This is a genomic window from Stenotrophomonas sp. 99219_Sma (genome assembly GCF_056480785.1).
Genome location: NZ_CM151117.1, coordinates 2,490,068 through 2,516,375, shown reverse-complemented (window position 1 = coordinate 2,516,375; position 26,308 = coordinate 2,490,068). Strand labels below are relative to the sequence as shown.

General features: G+C 66.1%; 24 protein-coding genes. 11 read left to right on the top strand and 13 right to left on the bottom strand.

Annotated features, from left to right (window positions below; genetic code table 11):
• Positions 1–37 precede the first annotated feature (37 nt).
• Positions 38–886, bottom strand: a complete 849-nt coding sequence (gene fdhD / locus ACZK13_RS11560; RefSeq protein ID WP_478481672.1) for a formate dehydrogenase accessory sulfurtransferase FdhD — start codon at positions 884–886, stop codon at positions 38–40.
• Positions 887–1,129: 243 nt separating this feature from the next.
• Here fdhD and ACZK13_RS11555 point away from each other — a divergent pair, with 243 nt between their 5' ends.
• The 3 genes from ACZK13_RS11555 (at position 1,130) to ACZK13_RS11545 (ending at position 4,431) form a co-directional block, all read left to right on the top strand.
• On the top strand, positions 1,130–3,415 hold the full coding sequence (locus tag ACZK13_RS11555; RefSeq protein WP_478481670.1) for an FdhF/YdeP family oxidoreductase: 2,286 nt from the start codon (positions 1,130–1,132) through the stop codon (positions 3,413–3,415).
• A gap of 25 nt (positions 3,416–3,440) precedes the next feature.
• Entirely contained in the window at positions 3,441–3,776 is a 336-nt protein-coding gene (locus tag ACZK13_RS11550; protein WP_478482521.1) for a hypothetical protein, read from the top strand.
• Positions 3,777–3,891: 115 nt separating this feature from the next.
• Positions 3,892–4,431, top strand: coding sequence for a DUF411 domain-containing protein (locus ACZK13_RS11545; protein WP_478481669.1), 540 nt, complete (start codon positions 3,892–3,894; stop codon positions 4,429–4,431).
• Positions 4,432–4,559: 128 nt separating this feature from the next.
• On the opposite strand, the gene blaL1 is transcribed toward ACZK13_RS11545, so the two are convergent.
• The 4 genes from blaL1 to ACZK13_RS11525 all read right to left on the bottom strand — a co-directional run bounded on the left by blaL1 (position 4,560) and on the right by ACZK13_RS11525 (position 9,359).
• The gene (gene blaL1 / locus ACZK13_RS11540; protein WP_125893566.1) at positions 4,560–5,432 is read right to left on the bottom strand and encodes a L1 family subclass B3 metallo-beta-lactamase; all 873 of its coding nucleotides are present in this window, start codon (positions 5,430–5,432) and stop codon (positions 4,560–4,562) included.
• Between the two features lie 95 nt (positions 5,433–5,527).
• On the bottom strand, positions 5,528–7,957 hold the full coding sequence (locus ACZK13_RS11535) for a TonB-dependent receptor (RefSeq protein WP_478481668.1): 2,430 nt from the start codon (positions 7,955–7,957) through the stop codon (positions 5,528–5,530).
• Positions 7,958–8,028: 71 nt separating this feature from the next.
• Complete coding sequence (locus ACZK13_RS11530) at positions 8,029–8,880, bottom strand: FecR family protein (protein ID WP_478481667.1); 852 nt, start codon at positions 8,878–8,880, stop codon at positions 8,029–8,031.
• Entirely contained in the window at positions 8,877–9,359 is a 483-nt protein-coding gene (locus ACZK13_RS11525; RefSeq protein ID WP_253143225.1) for an RNA polymerase sigma factor, read from the bottom strand. The genes ACZK13_RS11530 and ACZK13_RS11525 overlap by 4 nt, the downstream gene beginning before the upstream one ends.
• Before the next feature lie 243 nt (positions 9,360–9,602).
• Here ACZK13_RS11525 and ACZK13_RS11520 point away from each other — a divergent pair, with 243 nt between their 5' ends.
• A complete protein-coding gene (locus ACZK13_RS11520) occupies positions 9,603–9,869 on the top strand; it encodes a hypothetical protein (protein ID WP_253143224.1) in 267 nt (88 codons plus the stop codon).
• 9 nt (positions 9,870–9,878) lie between these two features.
• Positions 9,879–11,051 carry a low temperature requirement protein A gene (locus ACZK13_RS11515; protein ID WP_253143223.1) on the top strand — a complete coding sequence of 391 codons (1,173 nt, stop codon included), beginning with the start codon at positions 9,879–9,881 and terminating at the stop codon, positions 11,049–11,051.
• 99 nt (positions 11,052–11,150) lie between these two features.
• Here ACZK13_RS11515 and ACZK13_RS11510 read toward each other — a convergent pair whose 3' ends face one another.
• The 7 genes from ACZK13_RS11510 to ACZK13_RS11480 form a co-directional block, all read right to left on the bottom strand.
• Positions 11,151–11,696: a DUF1697 domain-containing protein gene (locus tag ACZK13_RS11510; RefSeq protein WP_253143222.1), complete on the bottom strand. Its 546-nt coding sequence runs from the start codon at positions 11,694–11,696 to the stop codon at positions 11,151–11,153.
• The gene (locus ACZK13_RS11505; RefSeq protein WP_049401455.1) at positions 11,693–12,334 is read right to left on the bottom strand and encodes a response regulator transcription factor; all 642 of its coding nucleotides are present in this window, start codon (positions 12,332–12,334) and stop codon (positions 11,693–11,695) included. The genes ACZK13_RS11510 and ACZK13_RS11505 overlap by 4 nt, the downstream gene beginning before the upstream one ends.
• A complete protein-coding gene (locus tag ACZK13_RS11500) occupies positions 12,327–13,382 on the bottom strand; it encodes a sensor histidine kinase (protein WP_253143221.1) in 1,056 nt (351 codons plus the stop codon). The genes ACZK13_RS11505 and ACZK13_RS11500 overlap by 8 nt, the downstream gene beginning before the upstream one ends.
• 129 nt (positions 13,383–13,511) lie before the next feature.
• Positions 13,512–14,249: an MgtC/SapB family protein gene (locus ACZK13_RS11495; RefSeq protein WP_012511185.1), complete on the bottom strand. Its 738-nt coding sequence runs from the start codon at positions 14,247–14,249 to the stop codon at positions 13,512–13,514.
• A 31-nt stretch (positions 14,250–14,280) separates the two neighbouring features.
• Positions 14,281–17,040 (bottom strand): magnesium-translocating P-type ATPase, encoded by a 2,760-nt coding sequence (gene mgtA, locus ACZK13_RS11490; protein ID WP_253143220.1) that lies wholly within the window; start codon positions 17,038–17,040, stop codon positions 14,281–14,283.
• A 62-nt stretch (positions 17,041–17,102) separates the two neighbouring features.
• Entirely contained in the window at positions 17,103–17,402 is a 300-nt protein-coding gene (locus ACZK13_RS11485) for a hypothetical protein (protein WP_032129479.1), read from the bottom strand.
• A 293-nt stretch (positions 17,403–17,695) separates the two neighbouring features.
• Entirely contained in the window at positions 17,696–17,995 is a 300-nt protein-coding gene (locus ACZK13_RS11480; RefSeq protein WP_253143219.1) for an EF-hand domain-containing protein, read from the bottom strand.
• Between the two features lie 352 nt (positions 17,996–18,347).
• Between ACZK13_RS11480 and ACZK13_RS11475 the strand changes: the two genes are divergently transcribed.
• From ACZK13_RS11475 to ACZK13_RS11455, 5 genes are all read left to right on the top strand, one after another.
• Positions 18,348–19,001 (top strand): CS1 fimbrial subunit B flags: Precursor, encoded by a 654-nt coding sequence (locus tag ACZK13_RS11475; protein WP_478481665.1) that lies wholly within the window; start codon positions 18,348–18,350, stop codon positions 18,999–19,001.
• 110 nt (positions 19,002–19,111) lie between these two features.
• A complete protein-coding gene (locus tag ACZK13_RS11470) occupies positions 19,112–19,606 on the top strand; it encodes a CS1 type fimbrial major subunit (protein WP_100434714.1) in 495 nt (164 codons plus the stop codon).
• A 69-nt stretch (positions 19,607–19,675) separates the two neighbouring features.
• Positions 19,676–22,135: a TcfC E-set like domain-containing protein gene (locus ACZK13_RS11465; RefSeq protein WP_478481663.1), complete on the top strand. Its 2,460-nt coding sequence runs from the start codon at positions 19,676–19,678 to the stop codon at positions 22,133–22,135.
• Between the two features lie 80 nt (positions 22,136–22,215).
• Positions 22,216–23,403, top strand: a complete 1,188-nt coding sequence (locus tag ACZK13_RS11460) for a hypothetical protein (RefSeq protein ID WP_253143216.1) — start codon at positions 22,216–22,218, stop codon at positions 23,401–23,403.
• Between the two features lie 121 nt (positions 23,404–23,524).
• The gene (locus ACZK13_RS11455) at positions 23,525–24,469 is read left to right on the top strand and encodes an IS481 family transposase (protein WP_253143215.1); all 945 of its coding nucleotides are present in this window, start codon (positions 23,525–23,527) and stop codon (positions 24,467–24,469) included.
• Positions 24,470–24,525: 56 nt separating this feature from the next.
• Here the strand turns inward: ACZK13_RS11455 and pip are convergent, their stop codons facing one another.
• On the bottom strand, positions 24,526–25,473 hold the full coding sequence (pip, locus tag ACZK13_RS11450; protein ID WP_253143214.1) for a prolyl aminopeptidase: 948 nt from the start codon (positions 25,471–25,473) through the stop codon (positions 24,526–24,528).
• Between the two features lie 114 nt (positions 25,474–25,587).
• On the opposite strand from pip, the gene ACZK13_RS11445 reads away from it, so the two are divergent.
• Positions 25,588–26,253 carry a TraX family protein gene (locus ACZK13_RS11445; RefSeq protein WP_253143213.1) on the top strand — a complete coding sequence of 222 codons (666 nt, stop codon included), beginning with the start codon at positions 25,588–25,590 and terminating at the stop codon, positions 26,251–26,253.
• Positions 26,254–26,308: the final 55 nt, after the last annotated feature.

Below are 26,308 nucleotides of genomic sequence, written 5' to 3'. Positions count from 1 at the left end.
GTCCATCAGGCCGGGGGCGTCTTGCTCCCGGCCGTTCTCAGTTATCGTGGCTGTCGTCCGCCTGCAGCCGCTCGGGGTGCGTATACACATTGAACCCGCTCTCCCGCGCGAACCCGACCAGGCACAGTCCCGCGCTGCGCGCCAGGTCGATCGCCAGCGCGGTCGGCGCAGACACCGCTGCCAGCACGCTGGCACCCGCACGTATCGCCTTGCTGACCATCTCATAGCTGGCGCGGCTGGAAATCACCAGCAACCCACCGTCGATGGCGTGCTCGTTGTGATGGAGGGCGCCGATCAGTTTGTCCAACGCATTGTGACGGCCCACATCCTCGCGCACCCAGCCAATCCGCCCGCTGGCATCGGCCCAGGCCGCGGCGTGCGTCGATCCACTCACCGCATTCATCGGCTGATGCTGCGCCAGCGTGGCCAGCGCCCGCTGCAACGCGGCATGAGGATAGGTGCGGCGCTCGCGGATCTGCGGCAGCGGGCGCAGCACATCCTCCAGCTGGCGCGTGCCGCACAGGCCGCAGCCACCGCGACCGGGCAGCAGGCGGCCATTGGCCGGATCCAGATCGGCACCGGGTGCGTCTTCGGAAACGGTCATCTGCAGCTCGATGCCCTCCAGCTGCGGGCGGACCTCGATCGACAGCAGTTGCGAGGGCGCAGTGATCAACCCCTCGCTGAGCGAGAAACCCAGCGCGAAGTCTTCCAGGTCGCAGGGCGTGGCCATCATCACCGCGAAGGCGGCGCCGTTGTAGCGCAGTGCAACCGGCACTTCCTCGGCCACCACGTCGACCTGCTGCTGGTGCCCCTCGCTGCGCCAGCGCTGCAACGGACGCTGGGCCGTGCCGGCAGGCGGGGAGTGCGGCGGGGTCGAGTCAGGCATGCAGCGCGTCCGGGCAAGGGAAATACGCAGGTGGTGGACCACCCACGGCTTCGAGAATAGCGCAGTGGCCGGGCGCTGACGCGGGTGTAACCGTTGTCATGGCAGGCTGCGCTGAAAACAGCATCTGCCTCTGGCGAAGCGGCCTTGTCCGTGCTTGACTGCGAGGCTGGCCGCGCTGCAGACGCCGCATCCGGCCCATCTCGCGCCGTTGATTGTTGTGTTCCTCCCGCCAGGTTCCCGAACATGTCCGAGCAGAAGCCGCCGCGTTACAAGCCCTACAACCAGCCGGCCGGTGGCTGGGGTGCCGCCGGTGCCACGGCCAAGGTACTGTTGCAGCAGAGCGTGATCGGCAAGGGCTCGAAGGCGCTGCTGGCGATGAACCAGCCCGGTGGCTTCAAGTGCCCCAGCTGTGCGTTCCCCGATGCCGACGAGCGCAAGAAACTGGAATTCTGCGAGAACGGTGCCAAGGCGTTGGCCTGGGAAGCCACCCAGTTCCGTGCCGGCCGCGACCTGTTCGCCCAGCACACGGTCACCGAACTGATGGCGCAGACCGACTACTGGCTGGAGATGCAGGGCCGGCTGACCGAGCCGATGCGCTACGACGCGTCCACCGATCATTACGTTCCCTGCAGCTGGGACGAGGCGTTTGCCTTGATCGGCCGTCATCTGCAGGCGCTGGACAGCCCGCACCAGGCCGAGTTCTACACCTCCGGCCGCACGCCCAACGAAGCTGCATTCCTGTATTCGATCTTCGTGCGCGAGTTCGGCACCAACAATTTCCCGGACTGCTCGAACATGTGCCACGAGCCGACCAGCCGCGGCCTGCCGCCGGCCATCGGCGTGGGCAAGGGCACCATCGTGCTGCAGGATTTCGAGCACGCCGAGGCGATCTTCGTGATCGGCCAGAACACCGGCACCAATTCGCCGCGGATGATGAGCAACCTGGTCGAGGCGCGCAAACGCGGCATCCCGATCGTGGCGGTCAACCCGATGCCCGAGCGTGCGCTGATCCGCTTCGCCGAACCGCAGGACATGGTGCAGATGGCCACGTTCGGTTCGACCGAGATCACCAGCGAGTTCGTGCACATCCGCATCGGCGGCGACCTGGCCCTGATCAAGGGCATGATGAAGGTGATGTTCGAGCGCGAAGCGCAGGGCGAGCGCGTGCTTGACCACGATTTCCTGGCTGAGCACACGGTAGGCCTGGACGCACTGCGCGATGACGTGCTGGCGCAGGACTGGAACGAGATCGTGCAGGTCTCCGGCATCACGCAGGCGCAGATCCGCCGCTGCGCCGAGATCTACATCCGCTCCAAGGCCACCGTGATCTGCTATGGCATGGGCCTGACCCAGCATCAGTATGGTTCGACCCTGCTGCAGCAGGTGGCCAACCTGCTGTTGCTGCGTGGTAACTTCGGCAAGCCCGGTGCCGGCATCGGGCCGATCCGTGGCCATTCCAACGTGCAGGGCGATCGTACCGTCGGCATCGACGAGAAACCCAAGCCGGCCTATCTGGAGCGCGTGCAGCAGGTGTTCGGCTTCAATCCGCCGCGCGAGCACGGTCATCACGTGGTCGAATCGATCGAGGCGATGCTGGACGGCAGCGCCAAGGTGTTCATCGGTATGGGCGGCAACTTCATCCACGCCGTGCCCGATACGCCGCGCGCGTACGAGGCCATGCGCGGCCTGGAGCTGACGGTCGGCATCGCCACCAAGCTCAATCGCGGTCACCTGGTGCACGGCCGCGATGCCTTGATCCTGCCGGTGGTCGCGCGTTCGGAGCGCATCGTTACGCCTGCCGGCGAGCAGTTCGTCACCATCGAGGACGCGATGTCGAACGTGACCGCTTCGCGCGGCGTGCTCGAGCCGGTCAGCACGGACGTGCTCCCGGAGGTCGAGATCGTCTGCCGCATGGCGATGGCAACATTGCCGCACAGCAAGGTCGACTGGGCGGGGTGCATGCATGACTACGCCCCCATCCGCGAGCTGATTGCGGCGGTGTATCCGGAGATCTACACCGGCTTCAACGAGCGGATCCAGCAGCCGCACGGCTTCCACCTGGACATTCCGCCGCGCCGCCGGGTGTGGCCCACGCCCAACGGCAAGGCCAACATCCTGGTGATGCCAGGCCTGGACGTGGACGCGCCGGTGGACGATCCCGGGATGCTGCGGTTGGCCACGGTGCGCTCGCACGATCAGTACAACACCACCATCTACAGCTACAACGACCGCTACCGCGGCGTGTACAACGATCGCATGGTGCTGTTCATGAACATCGAGGACCGGCTGGAGCGCGGGCTGGAGAAGGAGGCGCTGGTCAGCCTGGAGACCATCAGCGGTGATGGCGTGCAGCGGCGCATCGAGGGCCTGACCGTACTGGACTACCCGATGCCGCGCGGCGCGCTGGCCGGTTACTACCCCGAGTTGAACCCGCTGCTGCCGCTGGACTATTACGATCGGGTCAGCGGCACGCCGGCGGCCAAGTCGATTCCGGTGCGGATGCGGGCGATGGCCGAGGCAATTGCGTGATGCGTTCATCGGCTATCATCAACGGGTGAACCTGCCTGGCCTGCTGCTGCGATGGATGCTCCTCCTTGCCCTGGTGCTGAATGCACCGGCGCTTGCGATTGCCTCATCCTCGTACGCGGTGCAGTCCAGCGCGGACCATTGCGCCGCACCGCATTTGGCGGCCATGGCCGGATGCTGCGACGAGGCAGCATCAACGGCCTGCCAGAGCAATGAGTGCGAATGCCCGCCGGCCAGCCTCGGCATGCTGGCCACCCTGAGCGGAACGCCAGCGTCACCCTGGCGTGAGGCGCCTTTGCCAGCCAGCACCCAGCAACGCGCACCGCCGCCGTTGCTGGATCCGCTACGCCCTCCCATCGTGTGATTCCCTGCAGGCCTCAAGCGCCTGCCGTAGCTGCTCGACTTTTCTCGACTCTGCCTGTGCCTTCGATGCGCAGGCAGCGGGCCGCGTTGCCCGCATCTGCAAAGGAATCAACACCATGAACCGATCTCTCTCCCTCGGCCTGCTGCTGGGCACCGTGCTGGCCACCACCGCCTGCGCGCGTGCTGCCGAAGAATCGCCTGCTGCGCCGGTTGCCAGCGAGGCCCCGGCGGCACCGATCAAGGCCAGCCCGTCGCAGGTGGATCCGGCCCTGCCCATCGCCATCGTGCACAAGACCGCCAGCTGCGGCTGCTGCGGTATCTGGGTCGACCACCTGAAGGCCGAAGGCTTCCAGGTGGATGTTCGCGATACCGATGACATGAACCCGATCAAGGTCCGGCTGGGTGTGCCGGTCGGCAAGGCGTCCTGCCACACCGCCGAGATCGGTGGTTACGTGGTTGAAGGCCATATCCCGGCCGAAGACATCAAGCGACTGCTGGCGGAGCGGCCGGCCGCGCGCGGCCTGGTGTTGCCGGGCATGCCGGCCGGTTCGCCGGGCATGGAAATGCCGGATGGCTACGTGCAGCCGTACACCGTTGAACTGGTGCGCAACGATGGCACCACCGAGCCGTTTGCCCAGCACGGCCAGGGCGGCTGACAGGCGGCGGTGCCGGTCGTCCTGACCGGCACCCTTCGGAGAGCCGAGCCCACCCTCGGCGTGCTCTTTGTAGAGTCGAGCCGTGCTCGACTGCTCTGCTTCAGTCGAGCAAGCTCGACTCTACAGAATCAGCGGGCGCCAGCTGTTTCCTTGGCCAGCTGCGCGTCGAACTTCTGTTCGGCCGCATCCGCGTAGGCCTTGCAGGTCAGTGCCTTGGCGCTGGCCTTGCTGCCGGAGGCGTAGTCCCAGTTGCTGGCACCCGGATGAGGGGTCAGCAACACGTCACAGGGCAACGCCCGCACCGTCGCGAAGCTGCGTTTGTAGTCATCGACCAGGCGCGGATAGCGCGCATTGCCCTGCAGCTGGTAGCCCGGTGCACTCAGGCTGTCGGCATAGGCGATGCGCACCGGCTTGCCCTCGCGGGTATCGCTCCAGGTCCACGCGGTGCTGCCCGGGGTGTGCCCGGGCATGAAGTGCGCTGTGAATTCGATGCCGCCCACCTCGACCACCTCGCCATCCATCACGATGCGGTCTGCACTGGCAGGCGGGTAGGTGATGCCATCGCCGAAGTGCAGGTCATCGCTGCCGCCACGCGCCAGCAGCACTGCCGATTCCGCGTTGGCGACCACATGCGCGCCGCTGCGGCGCTTCAGTTCCGCCACTGGGCCTGCATGGTCGGCATGCGCATGGCTGAGCAGGATCAGCCGCAGGTCCTGCGGTGCCACGCCGCGTGCCTTCATGTTGTCGAGCAGGTGGCCGGCCATCTGTGGCATGCCGCCGTCCAGCAGCACCGCACCTTCGCTGGTCTGTACCAGCAGCGCGGTCAGGTTCTCGGTGCCGATCTGCCAGGTGTGGTCGGCAATCTGCAGCGGTGCCATCGGCTGCAGCCAGGAAGCATCCACGGTGTAGGCCCGCAACTGCGGCAGGGGTGCCTCGGCGGCGCTGGCGTGCGCGACCGGAAGAACAGCGGCCAGTGTGACGGCGAGCAGGGAAAAACGCATGGTTCACGTCCGTTTGAAGGAGGCCCAGAAACTAGCATGGGCCTCCTTCATCGCGTCGCGCATAGATTTCATGGCTCCCATAAGGGCGCCATGGATCAGTACCGGTACTGCCACCCCAGCGTCAGCACCCGGCCGCGGCCCGAAAAATAGCTCGGGTTCGACGGCGTGGTCTGCGAGTAGTAGCTGATGTACTGCTTGTTCGCCAGGTTCTGCACGCCCAGCGTGAAGGCGTGCTTGTCCAGCACGTAGCGGGCCACAAGGTCCAACGTGGTGTAACCCTTGAACTCCGCCACCCGCGCGCCACGCAGGTCGAAGTCGCGGTCGAAGGCGTGGCTGGCCTGCAGGCGGGTGCTCAGCTGTGGTGTCCAGCTCTGCTCCCAGAATGCGGTCAGCCGGTTCGGCGCGATGTTGACGCCGGCCAGGTCGCTGTCGAGGCGGCCATCGACGTCGGCATCGTAGCGGCCGTTGGCCCGTGCATAACCCAGGCCCAGCCGGCTGTCGCCCAGGCGCAGGCGCAGGTTGCTTTCGAAGCCCTCCACGCGGGTGGCCTGGCGCTGCACCGCATAGGCATCGATGCCCGGATCGTAGATCAGCACCGAGCCCAGCTTGGATTCGGAGGTGTAGTAGGCGATGTCACCGCTGAAACGACCATCGTCGTACTCCAGGCCGATCTCGCGGTTGTCCGACACCACCGGTGACAGATCAATCAGATTGTCTACGCGTTGGCCGTCGCGGTTGATTGCACGCAGCACGCGGCCAACGTCGGCCACGGTGTAGCCTTCCGAATACGAGGCGTAGGCGTTGAGGCGGTCATTGATGTACCAGACCGCGCCGAAGTTGGGCAGGGTCTCGCTCATGGTCGGCTTGCCGCCAGCTACCTTGCGTGCGCCGTAGCGGGGCAGGGTGGTGTAGTCGCCTACTTCCAGCTCTCCCTTTTCGTAGCGCAGGCCGCCGGACAGCATCAGGTGGTCGGTTGGCCACCAGTGCAGCTGCAGCAGCGGCGACAGGCTCTGGTAGGTGGTCTGCGGCACCCAGTTCATGCCGCTGGCCAGCAGTACCTGGTGGGTGCTGTCGCGCAGGCCGTCCAGGCCCAGGGTCACGTCCAGCGTGGTGTCGGCGATGCGGGCCCAGCTCTGGGTCAGCTTGAAGCCGCGCTTGTCCGATTCGTTCTGGGTCTGGTCCCAGGCGGCGTTGGCGCCCGTGTTGCCCCACGGATCCCACTGGCTGGCGCCATAGCGGCCTTCGAAGTCCACCGCGAAGGCCTGCGCCTGGAAGCGGCCACCGAGCAGGTCGGCGGCGCTGTAGTCCAGCGTCAACGAACGCGAGCGGTTCATCGGCGGCTCCAGCGGGGTATCGCCGGGCACCGAAATGGTCGGGCGACCGGTGCGGTAATCACCGTTCACCGCCAGGTAGTTGTCCAGCCCGCGCAGCTCGTAGCGGTTGGCCATCAGCTGCAGGCGGTGGCCCTCGGCAATGTTCCAGCCCAGCTTGGCGAACACGTTCGACGAGGTCGAATCCATCAGTTCGCCCTGCGCGTTGGTACCGATCGAACGGCCCTCGCCGTCGTGGTACAGGCCCTGCTTCTCATAGGCCAGGCCGGCCACCAGATCGAACTGCTCGCCGCGTACGCCGACCAGTGCAGAGCCGCGCTGGCCATTGTCATCGTGGCGGCTGGGCAGGGCAGAGCTGTAGCTGACGTTGGTGTCGAGCAGGAACGCGCCCGGCTCGCTGGGCGCGCTGCGGGTGATGATGTTGACGATGCCACCGGTACCGCCGATGCCCTGCAGTGCGTTGGCACCGTGGATGACCTCGATGCGTTCGATCATCGCCGGATCGATGGTGTGCGAATCACGTGAGCCATCGCGCAGCGGCGTCGACTGCGGCACGCCGTCGACCATGTACAGGATGCCGCGGCCACGCATGGTTTCGCCGTAGTTGGACATCTTCTCGCGCGCCGGGGCAAATGCCGGGATCTGCGCCGACAGCACGCGCGAGACATCCGAGCCCAGCGCCAGCTGCTGCGCAATGTCCTCGCGGGTCAGCACGGTGATGGTGTTGGGCATCGCGGTCTCGCCCTGCGGCATGCGCGCGGTCGAGGCCGATACCGTGACCCGGGCCAGCGAAGTGGTCGTGGCCGGGGACGCTGCCGATGACGCGGCCCGGGCCGGAGCGCGGGGCTTGGGGGATACCGGCGCGGCACTCACCACGAACACCCCCGGCGAGCGCTCCTGCATCGCCAGGCCTTGCCCGGCCAGCAGGCGCTGCAGGGCGTCGTGCGGGGTGTAGCGACCGTCGAGGGCGGGTGCGTTGCGGCCGCTCACGCTGTCGGCCGCGAACAGCAGCTGGATGCCACTCTGCCGCGCCAGCGAGTTGAGCGAAGTTTGCAGCGGGCCGGCCGGCAGGTGCAGTTCGACGGGTGCGGACGCAGCGGTCTGCGCGGTGGCGGGCAGCGCCGCACACAGGCAGGCAGCGAGCAGGGTGGGGGCCAGCCGGCGCAGTGCGGCGGGCGGAACAGGGCGGGTCATGCGGGGGTCCTTCGGAAGGGTTCAAGCACTTGCCGGATGGGACGGCGCGCAACCCACCCTCGGCGTGGCAATCAATCGCGGGCGCGCAGATGCAGGCTGCCGTCGGCGGCGGTATGCACCTGGACCGGCAGGATCTCCGGCAACAAGGCGACCGCCGTCTCGGCACGATCGGCATCGAACACGCCCGACACCTGCAGCGGACCCAGTGCCGGGTCGTCCAGCACGATCGGACGGTCGTGATAGCGCTGCAGGATGCGCAGCACCTCGGCCAACGGCATGCGATCGAACTGCAGCCGGCCGGTGGTCCAGTCGGCCCGGTCCGGATCCACCGCTTCCGGCGGAGACAGCGACCCCGGCTGGGCCAGCAGGCGCTGCCCCGGCTTCAGTCGCTGCTCGGTGCCGCCGCCATCCACGCTGACACCGACCTCGCCGCGCCACAGCGTGACTTCACTGAGATCGCCCTGACGGTCAACATCGAACACCGTGCCGTAGTTGCGTACCTGTACCGGCCCGGCATCAACCTGGAAGCGGCGCCACGCCGAATGCTGCACCTCGAAGCGCGCATGGCCCTGCGCCAGCAGCACCTGCCGCGAACGCAGATGGTGACGGACCTGCAGGTGGGTTCCCGCGTCGAGCAGCACGCGGCTGCCGTCCGGCAGCTCGATGTCGCGGCGCTCGCCGACGGCGGTCTGGTAGTCACGCACCTGCCAGGCCGGGTCGGCCAGCAGCAGCGCGGCGACCGCCAGCAACAGCACCGGCAGTACCCGTTTTGCGCCAGATCCGCCGCGCCGCCGCTGCAACTGCTCCGGGCCTGGCAACGGGAAACGCTCCTTCAGTGTCTCCCGGTGCTGATCAAGCGTGTCCTCGGCGGACGGTTCGGCGGGCGCCGACGGCGTTGCCGGATCGGGTGATGCAGGGCTCACCGCAGCGCACCGTGCAGCCGGCAGTCGGCCATGGCCAGGCGCAGATGACGTTCCACTGCCTTCAGGCCGATGCCCATCCGCTGCGCCACCTCGGCCTGGGGCAGTTCATGGATCTTGTGCAGGATGAACACCTGCTGCCGCCGGCAGGGCATGCGCTCGATGCTGGTGGTCAGCCGCTGCAGCGCCTGCTGGCCCTGCGCCTGGAGCTCGGGTCCGGGGCGCTCACAGGCGCCTTCGGGAAGCTCGGCGCGGGGCTCCACCCAGTGCCGGCGCAGGTCCTCGGCGCGGCAGCGGTCGACCGCCGCATCGTGGGCGATCCTGCGCAGCAGCGCGATCGGTTGGCGGGCGTCATGCGCGGCCGGGCGTTCCAGCAGGCGCACACAGACATCGTGCACTACTTCGCGGGCCAGCCCGGGCGAGCGGAACCGGCGATGCAGGTAGTCCACCAGTTCCTCGTAGTGGCGCACCAGCGAGGTCACCAGCGGCAGCGCAGGTGGGGGGAAGTGTCGGCTGGGACATCCGGACGGGCAGCAAGGGTGAAAGGCGGGTGCCGGGAGGTCATCCCTGCGCAATGACGCAATACTAATGGGAACTGTTCTCGTTTGCCATGCCTCGATCATCAGGGCGATTGTTCGCCGCGCCTGGAAAGTGAATCCACGATCATCGGCTGGAGCGCAGAATCGCCCACGGCTAGCCTGCCTGCAGGCTCAAGGAGGTGGACCATGCATGTGCTTCTGGTGATGGTGGGTGGCGTCGTGCTGCTTGGGGTGTTCCTGCTGTTCGGGCGGCTGTGGAGCGTGGGCACCTCACAGCTGCCCACGGCCCTGATCGCGTTCATTGCCACCTGGCTGCTGGTGACGGTGGCCAACATGTGGGTAGGCGTCAGCAAGGCCGGCTACGGGATGCGCGAAGAACTGCCGATCCTGCTGCTGGTGTTCGCGGTGCCGGCCCTGCTGGCCGGTCTGCTCTACTGGCGCCTGGCGCGCTGAAGGAAAGCCATGAGTACACGACTGCAATTGCCGGCCCTGCGCCAGCGCGATGGCCACCACGCGCGCGTGACCTACGAAGAGCTGTTCTTCGACCTGGTCTACGTGTTCGCGGTCACCCAGCTCAGCCACCACCTGCTGCACCACCTGGACCTGGCCGGCGTGCTGCAGACTCTGGTGCTGTGGTTTGCGGTGTGGCTGGGCTGGCAGTACGCTTGCTGGGTCAGTAACTGGTTCGATCCGGAAGCACCGCGCATCCGCGGCCTGCTGTTCGCCACCATGCTGCTGGCCTTGTTGATGTCCTCGTCCATTCCCGAGGCCTTCGCCGACCGTGCCTGGGTGTTCGCCGGCGCCTACGCCACCATGCAGGTCGGGCGCACCGCCTTCGTGTTGCTGGAGGTCGGTCGCACGCATCCACTGGCACCGAACTTCCGTCGCATGCTGGCCTGGGTGAGCGTGTCGGCCTGCTTCTGGCTGGCAGGTGCTGCAGCCGAGGGCAATACGCGGTTGGCGCTGTGGGCGGTGGCGGTGGCGTGCGAATACATCTCACCGATGTTCGGCTTCGCGTTCCCGGGGCTGGGCCGTTCGCACACCCGCGAGTGGACCATCGAAGGTGGGCACCTGGCCGAGCGCTGCCAGCTGTTCGTCATCGTCGCACTGGGCGAGACGCTGCTGGCGACCGGTGGCGTGCTCAGCGAGGTCGAACAGTGGAGCGGGGCGGTGGTGTCGGCGGTGCTGGCAACGTTCGCCGGCACGATCGCCATGTGGTGGCTGTACTTCGGCATCTCCAGCCGCGACGCCACAGAGACCATCAGCCATGCCGAAGACCCGGGCCGGATGGGCGCCAACTTCCACTATGTGCACGCGCTGCTGATCGCCGGGATCATCGCGACGGCGGTGGGCAATGACCTGGTCATGGACCACCCGCACGCTGCGGTGACGCCGGTGTATGCGGCCGTGCTGGTGGCCGGCCCGTTGATCTACCTGCTGGGCAGCGCGCTGTACAAGCGGGTGGTGTACGGACGCGCACCGTATTCGCATCTGATCGGCGCGGTGGCGCTGGGCGTGCTGGGTTTCGTATTGCCGCAGACCCATCTGTTGGCCGCCGGTTGGTTGACCAGCGCGGTGCTGCTGGCGGTGGGGTTGATGGATACGCGGTTGAAGCACCGCCTGCAACGGGCGTGATCAGCCCTCTGCCGGGTAGAGTCGAATGTTGGTCGACTGCTCTTCCACAAGGTTGCGGAAAATCCCGCGCTGCGGGCGATAGTTGACCGACAGTCGACTCTACCGTCTCCCCTTACCGCCTGAGGCGACCTGGCCGAGCGCGGCGGCCATTGCCGCAAGCTTGCCAACCGTGTTGAGGTTGCGGGCGGTGCCCTGCTGGGCATAGGGAATCCGCAGGCGTGAGTCGGCCATGCCGTCACCATAGTGGACGAAGATCTCGCGGGTACCCAGCGCCAGCTGCTCATCGCGCAGGCCGGTCACCCCGGTCAAGGGATCGGTAGGCAGTATCTCATCCACGAACAGCGCGACCACGCGATTGCCGGCGGCGTGCGGGAACGGATTGTCGGCGGCAACCGCCGCGATCTCGGCTGCGGAGCGCACCAATACACCCACCGGTTTTCCTGCATATGCATGTAGCCGTTGGCCAAGGGCTTTCCGCACGCCGGCTTCGTCAAGTTCGCTGCGGAACACCACGTTGCCGCTGGCGATATAGGTGCGGACGTCGGTGAAGCCGGCGTCCTCGCACATCGCCACCAGTTCGCACATCGGGAGCTTGCCGGTGCCGCCGACGTTGACTGCGCGTAGCAGCGCGACATGCACGCTCATGGGGAACCTGCCTGCAAGCGGTCGTACATGCGCACCAGGTCGACCAGCGTACGCGCGCCCATCTTGCGCATCACCTGCGCGCGGCGCACCTTCACCGTGATCTCGCTGACCCCGAGGTCACCTGCGATCTGCTTGTTGAGGCGGCCGCGCACCACACCGTCGACCACCTCGCGCTCGCCAGCGTTGAGGGTGTTCCAGCGCTGCTGCAGGGCGTCGAGTGCCTCGCCGTCACGCCGGCGCTGGCGATCGATGTCGATACCCTTGTGGATCGCATCCAGCAGCTCCTGGTCACGGAACGGCTTGGTCAGGAACTCGATGGCGCCGTCCTTGATCGCGTTGACGCCCATTGCGATGTCGCCGTGGCCGGTAATGAACACCACCGGCAGCTGCAGGCCGTGGCTGCCCATCGTGCGATGGAACTCCAGCCCACTCTGGCCGGGCATGCGCACATCCAGCACCAGGCAGGCCGGTGCATCTTCCAGTTCGTGCTCGAGGAATGCCTGGGTGGAGGCGAAGGCCCGTACCTGCAGGCCCATCGAGGCGAGCAGGTCTTCCAGCGCGGCGCGCACCGACGGATCGTCGTCGATCACATAGACGATGGGCGCTGGATCGGCGGCGGGTGCAGCGGGCTTACGCATGAGGGAGTTTCGTGGCGATGGGCAGGTCAAACACAAAGCAGGCACCTCCGCCGCTGGGGCGCTCGGCTCGGATCCTGCCGTCGTTGGCCTCGATCATCGAACGACTCAGGCTCAGACCGAGGCCCAGGCCGTGCGACTTGGTGGTCCAGAACGCATCGAACACACGCTCGGGATGATCGGCGGGCAGGCCGACACCACGGTCGCGCACACTGAGGCTGACCCGCTGGCCGTCACGCCGGGTCAGCAGCGACAGGCGCCGGTCGGCGGCGGGCACGGCTTCCATCGCATCCACCGCATTGAGGATCAGGTTGCCGATCACCTGCTGCACCTGCACGCGGTCGGCCTGTACCAGCGGCAGGTCGGCATCGAGCAGCAGGGCCACGGCCACGCCGTGCTGGTCCAGCTCGCTGCGCGACAGTGCCAGCATTTCCTCCACCGCCTGGTTCAGGTCGAAGGCGCGTCGTTCCGGTGCCGCGCCCTGGGTCAGGCCGCGGATGCGGGCGATCACGTCACCAGCGCGATGCGCATCGGCCAGGATGCGGGCCACGGTCTGCCGTGCCTTGTCCACGTTCGGTGGGTCCTGCGCCAGCCAGCGCTGGCAGGCTTCGGCGCTGCTGGCGATCGCCGCCAGCGGCTGGTTCACTTCATGGGCGATGGAGGTGGTCAGCTCGCCCACGGTCGATGCGCGCGCCACCCGCAGCAACCGGCCCTGTGCTTCCTGCACCGCGGCCTTGGCCGCTTCCATCTTCAACGCGAGGTAGGTGGTGATGCCGATCACCAGCATGCCGATCACCGAGTTGACCAGACCGATGCGGTAGGTGCCGAAGCGGGTCAGGAAGAAGCTCAGGGCGGTGAGTGCGATGCAGGCGATGGCCAGGCTGATCAGCCCGCGCGCGGCGAGTACGCGCGATGCAGCGAGGATGACCGCTGCGTAGAAGCAGGCCGCCGCCACGGCGTAATCGGTGACGGTATCGACCAGGAAGATCGCCGCCATCACGACGATCAGGGCCAGCAGCACCAGAGGGCGGCGGGGCGACAGCGATGGCATCGGGGCGGCTCCCAGGCGTGGGGTGGAAGAATAGCAAAGGTGACCCTGGGTTCCGGTAGCGCCGGGCCATGCCCGGCGGAATGCGTCCGGCTCCGCGCTGCGCGCTCGCGGGGCATGGCCCCGCGCTACCTATTCTTCCAGGCTGGCGTTCCAGAATCCCTGCAGCACGCCGGGGGTGGTCGCCAGCGTGGCCAGTACCGCATCCAGTTCACCGGCATCCACCGTGGTGGCATACAGCACCGCCTCGATCTCCACGTCGCGTTCGCCGAACGGGCGCTGGTCCACCGCGCGTACCGGGTAGTGCGCCTGCTCCAGCAGCAGCAACAGCTGATCCAGTACCTCGGCCTGCTGCTCGCGCTGGCAGACCACGTTGATCGCATAGGTCGCCTCGCTGAACGCTTCCGGCAGTGGCTGCCGCTGGATGCGGTTCACCACCGGCCGCAGCAGGGTATTGGCGGCCAGCACGAACACGGCCGCCAGCACCGCCTCCGGCAGCAGCTTGATACCCGCGCAGGCACCCACCGCCGCCGAGCCCCACAGGGTGGCGGCGGTATTGAGGCCAGACACCTGGGCGCCGTCCTTCATGATCGCGCCGGCACCGAGGAAGCCGACACCGGAGATCACATAGGCCACCACATGCAGCGGCGACGGCGGACCGCCGTACAGGTCGTGGAAACGCACGGCCAGGTCCACGAAGACGGCAGCACCCACCGCCACCAGGGTATTGGTGCGCAGGCCGGCGGTGCGTTGGCGCAGCTGCCGCTCCAGGCCGATGACGGTGCCAAGCACGAAGGCCACCGAGAGGCTGATCAGCGAGCTCAGGGTCGCGCCGGCGTTGAACGCCGGCAGGTTCGGATTGATGTCCATTCTGCTTCTCCCTGGACCAGGCGGCGAGCGCTTACTGCCAGCCGTAACGACGGATGTAGATCTTCTTCAGCACAGTGGTCAGCACCGCGTAGCCGAACAGGATCGCCACGAGGAACGGCCAGTAGCCGGTCGGCAGGGCCTGCAGCTTGAAGTAGCCAGCCAGCGGGCTCATCGGCAGGGCCACGCCTATGGCCATGATCAGGCCGGTCATCACCAGCAGCGGCGGCGCGGCGATGCTCTGCAGGAACGGCACCTTCGGCGTACGGATCATGTGCACGATGAGCGTCTGGGTCAGCAGGCCGACCACGAACCAGCCGGACTGGAACAGGCCCTGGTCGGCCGGTGTGCGCGCATCGAACACGTACCACATCAGCGCGAAGCAGCTCAGGTCGAAGATCGAGCTGATCGGCCCGAAGAACACCATGAAGCGGCCAATGTCTGCCGGGTTCCACTTCAGCGGCTTGCGCACCAGCTCCTCGTCCACGTTGTCGAACGGAATGGCGATCTGCGAGATGTCGTACAGCAGGTTCTGTACCAGCAGCTGCAGCGGCAGCATCGGCAGGAACGGCAGGAAGGCCGAGGCCACCAGCACCGAGAACACGTTGCCGAAGTTGGAGCTGGCGGTCATGCGGATGTACTTCAGCATGTTGTTGAACGTACGCCGGCCCTGGATGACACCTTCCTCCAGCACCATCAGGTTCTTTTCCAGCAGGATGATGTCGGCCGCCTCCTTGGCGATGTCCACCGCACTGTCCACGCTGATGCCGATGTCCGCAGCACGCAGTGCCGGCGCATCGTTGATGCCGTCGCCGAGGAAACCGACCACCTTGCCCTGCGCACGCAGCTCGCGCACCAGGCGCTCCTTGTGCAGCGGGGTCAGGCGAGCAAACACGCGGTGGTGGTGCAACGCCCGCGACAGCGCGCCGTCATCCATGCGCTCGATCTGCGGACCGGTCAGAATGGTGTCTGCCTCCAGCCCGACCTGCGCGCAGACGCGGGCGGTCACCAGTTCGTTGTCACCGGTGAATACCTTCACCTCCACACCATGCGCGGCCAGCGCCTGCAGCGCCTGCGCAGCCGATTCCTTCGGCGGGTCGAGGAAGGCCACGTAGCCGACCAGGGTCAGTCCGCATTCGTCGGCCTGCGAGTACACGGTCTGGCTGGCAGCAGTTTCCTTCATCGCCACTGCCACCACGCGCAGGCCCTGTTCGTTCAGTTCCTCGGTGGTCTGCCGCACGCGCGCCAGCCGCTGCTCATCCAACGGCTTGTCCTCGCCGTTCTCGCGCACCGTGCTGCACACCGCCAGCATTTCCTCCACCGCACCCTTGCAGATCAGCTCATGGTGGTCCTCGCGTTCGGACACCACTACCGACATGCGGCGGCGCTCGAAGTCGAACGGAATCTCATCCACCTTGTGGTAGTCCTGCGACAGCCGCAGCGAGCTCTGCAGCTCCACGTGCTCCAGCACCGCACGGTCGAGCAGGTTGATCAGCCCGGTCTGGAAATGGCTGTTGAGGTAGGCAAACTTCAGCACATCCTCCGAATCGTGACCGAACACGTCGGTGTGCCGTTCCAGCGCGATCTTGTCCTGGGTGAGGGTGCCGGTCTTGTCGGTGCACAGCACTTCCATCGCGCCGAAGTTCTGGATCGCATCCAGACGCTTGACGATCACCTTGCGCCGCGACAGCAGCACCGCACCTTTGGCCAGGGTGGAGGTGACAATCATTGGCAGCATCTCCGGGGTCAGGCCCACCGCCACCGACAGCGCGAACAGGAACGCCTCGGTCCAGTCGCCCTTGGTCCAGCCGTTGATCAGCAGCACGAACGGCACCATCACCAGCGCGAAGCGGATCAGCAGCCAGCTGACGCTGTTGACGCCGGCCTGGAACGCAGTCGGCGCGCGGTCGGTGGCGGTGCTGCGCTGGGCCAGGGTGCCGAAGTAGGTACGGTTGCCGGTGGCCAGCACCACGGCGGTGGCGGTGCCGGACACCACATTGGTGCCCATGAACAGCAGGTTGTGCTGCTCCAGCAGACCGGCCAGGCCGTCGCCCGGGTGCGCGAACTTCTCCACCGGCAGCGACTCGCCGGTCATCGCTGCCTGCGCCACGAACAGGTCCTTGGCCGTCAGCACGCGGCAGTCGGCCGGAATCATGTCGCCGGCCGACAGCACGATGTGATCACCGGGCACCAGCTCACGGATCGGCAGGTCCAGCAACCGCGCCGGGCGACGGCTGTGCAGGTGCGCACCGAAGTACTGGTCGGCGACGTCTGCCGCCTCGGTGCCCGGATTGCGACGCAGCACGCGTGCGGTATTGCCGACCAGTGCCTTCAGCCGCTCGGCGGCACGATTGGAGCGGCCTTCCTGCACGAAGCGGATCAGCGTGGACAGCAGCACCATCGCACCAATCACCACGGTGGCCTTGATGTCCTCGGTCAGCCAGGACACCGCCGCCAGCACGGTCAGCAGCAGGTTGAACGGGTTGCGGTAGCACTGCCACAGATGGCGCCACCACGGCAGCGGCTTTTCGTGATCCACTTCGTTGGGGCCGAGCGTGGCCAGTCGCTCCCCGGCCTCGTGCGGGCTGAGGCCATCGACGTGCGAGTCGAGTGCAGCCAGCAGGCGCGGCTCGTCCAGCTGCGACAGGGTCACCAGGCCGGTGGTGAGCGCGAACGGTGCGGCCTCGGCGCTGCCCGGGCCAAAGCCGGCTTCGGGCATGGCGCGACGGCCGAACAGGTTGCCTGCGCGACGGCTGCGCAGGAAGGCATTGAACCAGGCGTTGAGCAGGCTCATGGGAACTCCTTGAATGTCAGAGCCGGCCGCGGCCGGAACACGAACGGAACGGATGCGAAGGTTCAGGCGTGGCGCATTGCCAGCACCGCCGGTGACCACGGCTGCATGTGCAGGCGCTGGCTGCCACCGATGCACAGCGGCTTCATCGCATCGCGAAGGGGGTAGGGCAGATGGCGCAGCACGTTGATGCGTTCGCTGATCGGCAGCAGCGACAGTGCGTCGGCGACCACGCGCGGCGAACCGAGCGACAGCGAACGGGCGAAAACCACGGCGCCGTGCTGCAGCAGGTGGCTGCGCAGGGCGGCAACATCGCGCTCGCCGATCAGGCGGCGCAGGGTGATGTAGAGGATCTTGTAGGACATGGGGGTGATCTCCAGGCAGGTGGCGCCTGGCGATCCCCCGTCACTCAGGCAGGCAGGGACCAGCGGGCAGGCGCCAGGAACAGGCAACAGGCGGGCATACGGGGCGCGGGGCGCCCGGCGGGGTCGGGGTCCATCTGCGTCTCCATGAAGGGAGGGAGCCAGCCAGGGTTGCCCTGGCCAGTGGCGCTATTGTCCGCCCCTGAATGGGGTAGTCCTAGAGGCTCGTGGGTTAGCCCGGCTATACCTTGGTATAGCCGGGCAAGCATCGCGCCAATCGATGGCGCATCAAGGGATCAATGCGAGGCACTGGTCTGCTTGCACACGTCGTACTCGCCGCGGCTCAACGTCTTGTTGCGATCGGTATCGCAGGCGTGCAGTCGTTCTGCCCAGTCCGGCGCAACCGCATCGACTTCGGCCAGGGTGACGATGCCGTCCTTGTCCTTGTCCAGCGATTCATAGGCTGGAATCAACTTCACTTCGGTTACGTCCTCGGCCGCGGTGGCCTTGCTGGCCTCCTGCGTTTTGGAACAACCGCCCAGCAGAATGCCGGCCGAGAGGATGAGGAGAGCGGGAAGGTAGCGGAAACCGGTCATGGCGTGCTCCTGAGGAGGGGGCGGTCCACCGGTGTGGTGGCCACGGCCGGATCTTCGGCGGGGGACTGTAAGCCGGTTGCGAAGAATGCAGGCAGGCGTGCACGCAAGTGGGGCGCCGTTCACCGCGATGGCGCCGGTCCCGCGGGTCGGGATCGGCAAACTAGGAATCGTTTCAAACGCGTAGGACATGTCCGGCTTTTGCAACTTTTTGTATATCGAGGTTGTGACGCGGTCGTGAAAATTCGCGCTCGCCTTTCCCTGCGGGCTCGCCATGCGTCGTCTTCTCTCATTGATTCTGTTGGTCATCCTGTCTGGTAGCGCGCACGCGTCCACCCCTCAGATCAACGTAGGCGTGCTGTTCGACTATCTGCAGCCCACGCACAGCAACCTGCTCAAGCGTATCCGCAACACCGGTGACGCCACGGCCTATGTGCGCGTGGAAGTCACCCAGATGCACTTCGATGCGGACGGCAAGGCCAGCGAAACGCCGGTGGATACCGCCGCGCTGGTCCGCAACACGCCGGACGCGCGGGGCGTCATCGCCAGCCCCAGTCGCCTGATCATCGCAGGCAATGGGCAGCAGGCTACACGGCTGGTGTATCGCGGTGCGCGCGATAAAGAGCGCTACTACCGGTTGCGCTTCATCCCGGTGGCGCCGACAGCCGAGGAATTCTCGCTCAGCGAAGACCAAGCCCGCGAGGCGGCGGAGCTTACCTCGGCCATCCGCGTTTTCACCGGCTACGGCACGATCTTCTTCATAGCACCCGAAAACCCGCGCTACGACACGCTCATCGAGCAACAACAGGTTCGCAACCTCGGCAACGCCACCGTGGTGTTGGACAACCTGCGCCAGTGCGAGCGCGACCGCCCCGATACCTGCACGCCGGGAATCATCGCCCATGTGCGTCCTGGCAACAGCTATGCGCTGCAGGCTACCGAGCATCAGTTTCTGCGCTTCGAGCTTCGCGAAGGCGACAGCCAACGCAGCATCGACTCACGCCGTTAAGCCCACTTCCACCGTTGGATCTGTCCTGAACGGGCCTGCCAGGCGCCCGCTGGGACGGCGTTGCCCTTGCCTGGCACCTTGATTCCTACCCTTGAACCTGGAGTGCATCCATGTCCCTGAAGACCACCCTGCTGGCAGCGGCCACCGCCCTGCTGATCACCCCGGCCATTGCCCTGGCCGCCACCGAAACCAAGTCGATCACCGTCAACGTCACCGCTGATGTGCCGAACACCGCTGGCCTGCAGGTGTCCACCCCCGATGGCTGGGAAGGCCTGCCGCAGAACCTGCCTTGGGATACCGCCCGCCAGACTCTGGGCGATCTGACCGGCCGTGTCATCAACATCAAGTCGCCGGCGGCCATCACCGCCTATCTGTCGGCACCGGCGCAGATGGCCTCGGCCGCCGACGTGGTCGACCTGGCCGTGAAGCTGGACAACGTGGTGGTGCCGGCCACCTCGGCCGCCAAGATCACGGTGGCCAATGCCGCACAGGCGGCGGCCGGCAAGTCGTTGGCGTTCGCCATCACCCCCACCGTGCCGACCGATGGCTACAAGCAGGGCAGCTACGGCGGCCAGTTCCACATGATCTTCGAAAGCGACATCTGACGATCGTGCAGCTTCGTGCCCTTCCTCCCGCATCGTCGATGCGGGGGGCAGGCACAGAGGCGTCCACCCATGAGACTTCCCCTCCGTCCCGCATATCCGGCCCTCGCACGACTGGCTGCTGGCATCGGCGCTGTGGTGTTTGCCGCGTCCAGCCATGCCGCCGGTCTCGCGCTGGGTGAGCTGCCCAGCCTGCTGGAGCAGCGCCAGCGCATGCCCGCGGAGTTCCGTGAGCACCTGTTCGGCAATCCGCTCACCGTGCGGGTAGAGCTGGATGGGCGCTATCTGGGTGATGCCGAGGTGCTGCTGCACGAAGACAATCGTGTGCACCTGATCGGCTTTGGCGAAGCCCATGACAGTCCATGGCCGCAGACGGAGCGGGCGCGCTGGGCCGAGGCGCTGGCCGAGCCGATGTCGCTGGGTGTGTGCCGCCAGCAATGCCGGGGCTTGGCAGCGCTGCACTACAGCCTGTCCAATTCCCTGCTCAGCCTGCTGACACCAGCGGGTGCGCAGAAGGAAGGGCGCCACATCGCGCTGCCGGAGCGCGGCAGCCACGGCCTGATCGTCCGCAACAGCGTGGCCGTGCATGGCGGCCAGGAGCAACAGACGTCCGCACGCTACAGCGCCGAGCTGCGTGGCAGTGTTGGCCGCTGGAGCACGGTCGGCAGCTACCAGTATTACGCTCAGCCGGGCAGCCGCGAGCACTATCTCAGTGCCCTGCATGCCCAGCGCGAGCTGGGCGACCATTTCGTGCGTGCAGGCTACTTCCTGCCCACCTTCGAAGGCATCATCCGGCAGCCGCGCGCACCCGGCACGCAGAACGATACCGCACTGGGCTTCATGCTCGGCTCGTCGGACGTGCTGCTGGCCGACACGCGCAGCCCCAGTGTGTACCCGGTCTATGTCACCGCCAGCCGCGAGGGCGTGGTGGAGATCCTGCGGGACGGCAATCTACTGTCCACGCAGGCGGTCAAACCTGGTATCCAGGAGATCGACACCCGTCGCCTGCCGGGTGGCATCTATGACGTGGAACTACGCGTCGTGGAGGATGGCCACGAGGCCTCCCGTGAGACCGCGTCGATCCACAAGCCCAGTCGCTGGAGTGACCCCAGCCGCCGCTGGCGCTACAGCGTGTTCGCTGGCCAGCAGCGTGGCCTGCTCGATAGCGGCCGTGCACCGCAGGACGGCAAGCTGGCCGCCGGCGCGGTGGTCAACTACCTGGTGCATCCACGTGCGGTGGCCGGTGCCACCGTGCAGCAGATCGGTACGCGCCACGCGGCCGGTCTGTCGATGGACTGGCAGGCCAGTGACCGCTTCAGCACCTACACCAACTTCTATACCTCCAGTGATGCCGGGCGCGGCGTGGATCTGCAGGGGTTGTACCGCTACCGCGCCGGATCGGTGGTAGCCAACCACGCGCGCAGCTGGGCCGAGCAACGCCAACGTGTCCTGCCCGGTGACGGCTCGGCGCCGCGCTGGGAAACCCGTGGCGGCTGGCAGGACACCACCGCGGTGTCGGTCACCCATCGCTTCAGCCATCGCGACAATGCCAGCCTGCGGGTGGCGCGCAGTTCGGGCTTCACCAAAGGCACCGGCATCGATGTGTCCTATGGGCGCCGGGAGACCCTGTTCGGCAGGCACGACGTGAACTGGCGGGTGTCGGCCTACGACCGCCCCGGCAGCCGCTTCACCCATTACCGTCGGCAGCGCGGCGTTGATCTGACCGTCAGCGTATCGCTGGGAAGCGAGCGTCGCAGTTACAGCGGCAGCCTGGGCAGCCGTACCGGCGAGGCTGGCCAGCGCGATACCTATGTCAGCGCGGCAGCCACGCAGCGTGTGGATGGCAAGCTGCTGCAGAGCGTGAACGGCATGATCAGTGCCGAGCGCAGCGGCATCGGTGCTGGTGCAGGTGCCTACCTGCAGAGTTCGCTGTTGGAGGGAAACGTGCAGCTATACCGTGGCGCGGGCTCGGGCCATGTCAGCGGCAGTGCCAACCTGGACAGTACGCTGGTGATCGGCGCTGGCCATGCCGCGGTGCTTGGCCAGGGCCGCAGCGGCAGCGTGGATACGGGCATCATCGTGGACGTGCGCAGCGACTATCCCGATGTGATGCTGCGCGGCGACGACAGCCTTGGTGGTGGCATTGAACTGAAGCCGGGGCGCAACTTCGTGCCGGTGACCGCCTACCGCGCGGGTCACGTGCAGTTCGATTTCAAGGGGCGGCACGCACCGGCGGCCACCCTTCAGCCTTCCACTGTCCGTTATCACCTCAACAAGGGTGGGGTGATGCACGCCACTGTGGATGTGCTGCGCACCTTCACGGTGATGGGGCAGGTGCTCGATGCCGACGGCAATGGCGTGCGGGGCGTGCAGGTGATCAACCACGCCGGGCGCAGCGTCAGCCAGGAGGAGGGGTTCTTCACGCTTGAGCTGAGTGCACGAGCGCCAGTGGTGGAGCTGCGCTACCCGAACCTGGTCAGTTGCGTACTGACGATGGAAGAGGGCGCTACCCGCGCCAGGGGGAACTGCTGATGGTGGGCGCGATTGGGTGCCCCAATCCGTTGGCCGTGCACAGAGCCGGTTTTGACTGATGCCAATCGAGGTCTACCAATTTGAAGATCATCGCCGCTCTTCTCGTCCTTCTTTCGTCGGTATGGGTACCCCGGGTGTCCGCACAGACGGTGGAGGTCAATGTAACCGGCCGTTTTCGGCCAAACGCTCTGGACCCAGGCAATACCGAGTTCGAGAACACCACGCCTCGCGGAAGCTTCTGCACCTGGCGCCCCACGGAATGCCAGCGACGCAACGCCTATATCTTCGACCTGGGCAATCGCGAATACTGGCGAAAGAGCGGTGCTGGAGACAATGCGGCACGACGCGATACTACCTATGTGCGCTTCCCGTCCCCGAGGCTGGTGACGTTCACCAATGTCGATTCCGGTCATTCATTCCAGGCCCAGATCAGTTTCGTCGCCATCTCGCTGCGACTGAATTTCACCAATGGGGTGGATCCCTGGTATTACGGAGTAAGTGGTGGCTGCACCGCGATTCGCGGCGCAGGTGGATTGGGATGGTCGACAGGGGGCTGGGGGGTGCGTGACCCGCAGAATCCTCAGGCCTGTTACAGCACACGCGCACGCAATGGGCGCACCTATGTGTATCGCAATGTCGGAATCGGGATTGACGTACACCTGCCCAGTGCAGCGACACTTCAGGACGGCCGCTACGCCGCGACCGAAACGTGGACCGCCGGAGGAGAAAGTTCGGATATCGATCTCGGCGACAACATCACGGGCATTCGCTACATCCGTCTGAAGTTCGCTTTTGATGTGATTCACGATTTTCAGTTGCGCATTCCTGGACAGGATCTGCGCGCTCAACTGATTCCAGAAGGTGGCTGGTCACGCTGGATAAATCATGGCCATGCGCCTGAGCGTCTACGTCACGAGTTGCCCTTCCATCTGACCTCATCCATGGATTTCAGCGTGAAGCTGCGCTGCGAGCATGAGGTGGAGGGACAGTGTGGGATCCGCGAGGGGCGGGCTGGTGGGCTCGTGCCAGTAGAAGTGGATATGACGCTACCCGGCATGCGAAATCTACGAGATGGAAGCGCTGCGCAGAACACGCGATTGGTACCCGATGACACGCGTGCACCACGATTCACATCTGAGGGCTACATCAGGGACCGACGTTCGTCCCTTCGTTTCACCGCGGGTCGCGAGGCGGTGGCTGAGATGCTCCGGTCGCCGGGGTCACACTGGGAGGGAAACATGACCGTGCTGTTCGACGCCGATCCGTGACAGGTGCGTCGAGCGACTGGGTAGAGTTGACTGTTAGTTGTGATCTCTCGGTAGGTTGTTCATCCGGGGCATCTTTGGAAAATGGTGGTTACCACACCTGTCCAGTCGCCAAAGAGCCCGGATGAACCACCATAAAAATGCCCGTTTGACGCCATTTAGTCGAGAGCTTCTTGTCCGCCGCATTGTTGTAGAGGGCCTGCGCGCCGAGGAAGCTGCTCAGGCCTGCGGCGTTAGCGTGCGCACGGCCTACAAGTGGCTGGCCCGGTTCCGGGCTGAGGGCACTGAAGGGTTGCAGAACCGTAGCTCCAGGCCGCGCTCCACGCCGCATGCCACCAGCTTGGAGACTGTGGAAGACGTTGCGGCACGTCGGCGCGAGCGGCAGACCTACCGCACGATCAGCCAGGCCACGGGCGTCCCGTCCAGCACCATTTCGCGGCTGATGCGCCGCTGCGGACTCAATCGTCTGTGTCGTATGGAACCTCCCAGGCCAGCCAATCGTTACGAGTACGATGCGCCTGGCGGCCTGCTCCATCTGGACGTGAAGAAGCTCGGCAACTTCAAACGGCCCGGGCACCGGGTAGATGCCAACCGGCGCGGCAACGCCGGCGGCGGTGGCTGGAGCTACGTCCACGTCGCCATTGACGACCACTCCCGAGTCGCCTTCAGCACCGTACATCCTAATGAGACAGCAGACACGGCCTGCTTGGCCTTGCGCCAGACCGTGGAGTACTACCGAAACTTAGGCATCCACTTCGAGCGAGTACTGACCGACAACGGAGCCTGCTATCGCTCCAACCAATTCGCCCGAACCGTGAAGGAGCTGGGGATGCACCATCTGCGCACGAAACCCTACACACCCAGAACCAACGGCAAGGCCGAACGCTTCATCCAGACCAGCCTGCGCGAATGGGCCTACGCCCGTGCCTATTCCTGCTCCGATGAGCGGGATGGAGCGCTGCCGGCCTGGCTGTACCACTACAACTGGCACCGACCCCACATGGGGATCGGCTGCCAGCCACCTATTTCCAGAATTCCACTGAACAACGTGGTGGGTTTACACAGTTAGTCGACTCTACCTGCAATCGCTGGGATGCCGGCCAGCGGCCGGCACTACCCCGTGTCTTAGAACCTGTCAGCAAACGCATCCGTGGCGCGCACTAGTGCATCTACCGTCGCCGGCTCGTTTGCGCTGTGGCCCGAGGTCACCATCTCCAGCCTGGCTTCTGGCCACGCCTTGGCCAGCTCCCAGGCACTGCGCGGCGGGCAGATGATGTCGTAGCGGCCCTGCACGATCACGCCGGGCAGATGGCGGATGCGGTCGATGTCGCGCAGCAGTTGGTCCGGTTCCAGGAAGATGCCGTTGCGGAAGTAGTGCGCTTCGATGCGGGCCTTGGCCAGCGTGTCCAGCGGGTCATCCGTGGAAACAGCATCCACGTCGTGCTGCAGGGTGGCGGCGTTGTCTTCCCAGCCCAGCCAGGCCTGCGCGGCTTCGATGCGGGTCGCCTCATCCGGGCCGTCCATGCGCGCCCAGTAGGCCGCAATCATGTCGCCACGCTCGGCTTCTGGAATGTAGGCCTCGTAGCGATCCCAGCGCTCCGGGAAGATCCAGCGCGCACCGCCGTTGGCCTCGGCGAACCAGCGGTTCTCCATCTCGCGGCCCAAGAAAACGCCGCGCACGATCAGGCCGGTGGCACGCTCGGGGTGTGCCTGCGCGTAGGCCAGCGACAGGGTCGAGCCCCAGGAACCGCCATAGACCAGCCAACGCTCGATGCCGAGGTGCTCGCGCACCTTCTCGATGTCGGCCACCAGGTCCTGCGTGGTGTTGTCGCGCAGCTCGCCGAACGGTGTGGAGCGTCCGCTGCCACGCTGGTCGATCAGCACGATGCGGTAGCGTGCCGGGTCGAAGAAGCGGCGATGGGTGGGCGAAATGCCGGCACCCGGTCCGCCATGCAGGTACACCACCGGAATCCCGTCGGGCGTGCCGCATTCCTCGATGTGCAGGGTGTGCAGATCGCTCACTGGCAGGGTGAACTCGCGGTAGGGCTCGATGGCGGGATACAGGGTGCGCATGGGGCGTGTCTCACAAGCAGGGGCAGCCAGCATACCCCCGCCCGTGGCACCCGGCAGCGTTGGTTGCCTGCCCGGTGATGGAAATGCGCTTGCCGATGCGCATAAGCTTCGATGATGCAAGCGACCCCGACACGGATGTTCACCTTCGACCCTGTCCTCAGCAGCGGCGCGCGCGAGCTGCTGAAGTGGATCGCGCTGCTGGCCATGACCGGCGACCATGGGGCCAAGGTGCTGTTCGGCGGCTATGTGCTGGTGGTCAGTGAACTGGGGCGCATCGCCTTTCCGCTGTTCGCAATTGTGATGGCCTGCAACCTGGCCCAGCCGGGGGCCGACCTGCGCAAGTCGATACGCCGGTTAACACTATGGGGGCTGATTGCGCAGCCATTGCATGCACTGGCGTTCGGTTCCTGGTTGCCGCTCAACATCCTGCTCACCTTTGCTTTTGCGGCAGTGGCCGTGCATGCGCTGGCGAACAATCGGCCGGTGCAGCTGTTGCTGGCCGCCGGCGTGTTGCCGATGTTCGTGGATTACCAGTGGGCCGGGGTTGGCAGCGTGCTGCTGGCCTGGATCGCGTTCCGGCACCGGGCGTGGTGGCTGTTGCTGGTTGGGCTTGCAGCGGTGTGCTGGGCTAACCACAACGGCTGGGCACTGCTGGCCATTCCGGTAGTGCTGCTGGCGGCGCGGGTGACCTGGCAACTGCCGCGCTGGCGGTGGGCGTTCTACGGGTACTACGTGGGGCATCTGGCGGTGCTGGCGGTGTTCGCGTGGATGTTCAGTTGAAGCAGCTGGACGGGCCATCGTTAGCAGGAATGAGCGCATGTGATTGCTGCGTTCG

Coding starts and splice junctions, on each gene's coding strand:
- ACZK13_RS11495 (WP_012511185.1), bottom strand. CDS start 14,249: ATGGACATCAATCCGAACCTGCCGGCGTTCAACGCCGGCGCGACCCTG.
- blaL1 (WP_125893566.1), bottom strand. CDS start 5,432: ATGCGTTTTTCCCTGCTCGCCGTCACACTGGCCGCTGTTCTTCCGGTC.
- ACZK13_RS11445 (WP_253143213.1), top strand. CDS start 25,588: ATGCAAGCGACCCCGACACGGATGTTCACCTTCGACCCTGTCCTCAGC.
- ACZK13_RS11465 (WP_478481663.1), top strand. CDS start 19,676: ATGAGACTTCCCCTCCGTCCCGCATATCCGGCCCTCGCACGACTGGCT.
- ACZK13_RS11510 (WP_253143222.1), bottom strand. CDS start 11,696: ATGAGCGTGCATGTCGCGCTGCTACGCGCAGTCAACGTCGGCGGCACC.
- mgtA (WP_253143220.1), bottom strand. CDS start 17,040: ATGAGCCTGCTCAACGCCTGGTTCAATGCCTTCCTGCGCAGCCGTCGC.
- ACZK13_RS11470 (WP_100434714.1), top strand. CDS start 19,112: ATGTCCCTGAAGACCACCCTGCTGGCAGCGGCCACCGCCCTGCTGATC.
- ACZK13_RS11545 (WP_478481669.1), top strand. CDS start 3,892: ATGAACCGATCTCTCTCCCTCGGCCTGCTGCTGGGCACCGTGCTGGCC.
- ACZK13_RS11455 (WP_253143215.1), top strand. CDS start 23,525: ATGAACCACCATAAAAATGCCCGTTTGACGCCATTTAGTCGAGAGCTT.
- ACZK13_RS11520 (WP_253143224.1), top strand. CDS start 9,603: ATGCATGTGCTTCTGGTGATGGTGGGTGGCGTCGTGCTGCTTGGGGTG.
- ACZK13_RS11485 (WP_032129479.1), bottom strand. CDS start 17,402: ATGTCCTACAAGATCCTCTACATCACCCTGCGCCGCCTGATCGGCGAG.
- ACZK13_RS11515 (WP_253143223.1), top strand. CDS start 9,879: ATGAGTACACGACTGCAATTGCCGGCCCTGCGCCAGCGCGATGGCCAC.
- pip (WP_253143214.1), bottom strand. CDS start 25,473: ATGCGCACCCTGTATCCCGCCATCGAGCCCTACCGCGAGTTCACCCTG.
- ACZK13_RS11505 (WP_049401455.1), bottom strand. CDS start 12,334: ATGCGTAAGCCCGCTGCACCCGCCGCCGATCCAGCGCCCATCGTCTAT.
- ACZK13_RS11480 (WP_253143219.1), bottom strand. CDS start 17,995: ATGACCGGTTTCCGCTACCTTCCCGCTCTCCTCATCCTCTCGGCCGGC.
- fdhD (WP_478481672.1), bottom strand. CDS start 886: ATGCCTGACTCGACCCCGCCGCACTCCCCGCCTGCCGGCACGGCCCAG.
- ACZK13_RS11555 (WP_478481670.1), top strand. CDS start 1,130: ATGTCCGAGCAGAAGCCGCCGCGTTACAAGCCCTACAACCAGCCGGCC.
- ACZK13_RS11535 (WP_478481668.1), bottom strand. CDS start 7,957: ATGACCCGCCCTGTTCCGCCCGCCGCACTGCGCCGGCTGGCCCCCACC.
- ACZK13_RS11500 (WP_253143221.1), bottom strand. CDS start 13,382: ATGCCATCGCTGTCGCCCCGCCGCCCTCTGGTGCTGCTGGCCCTGATC.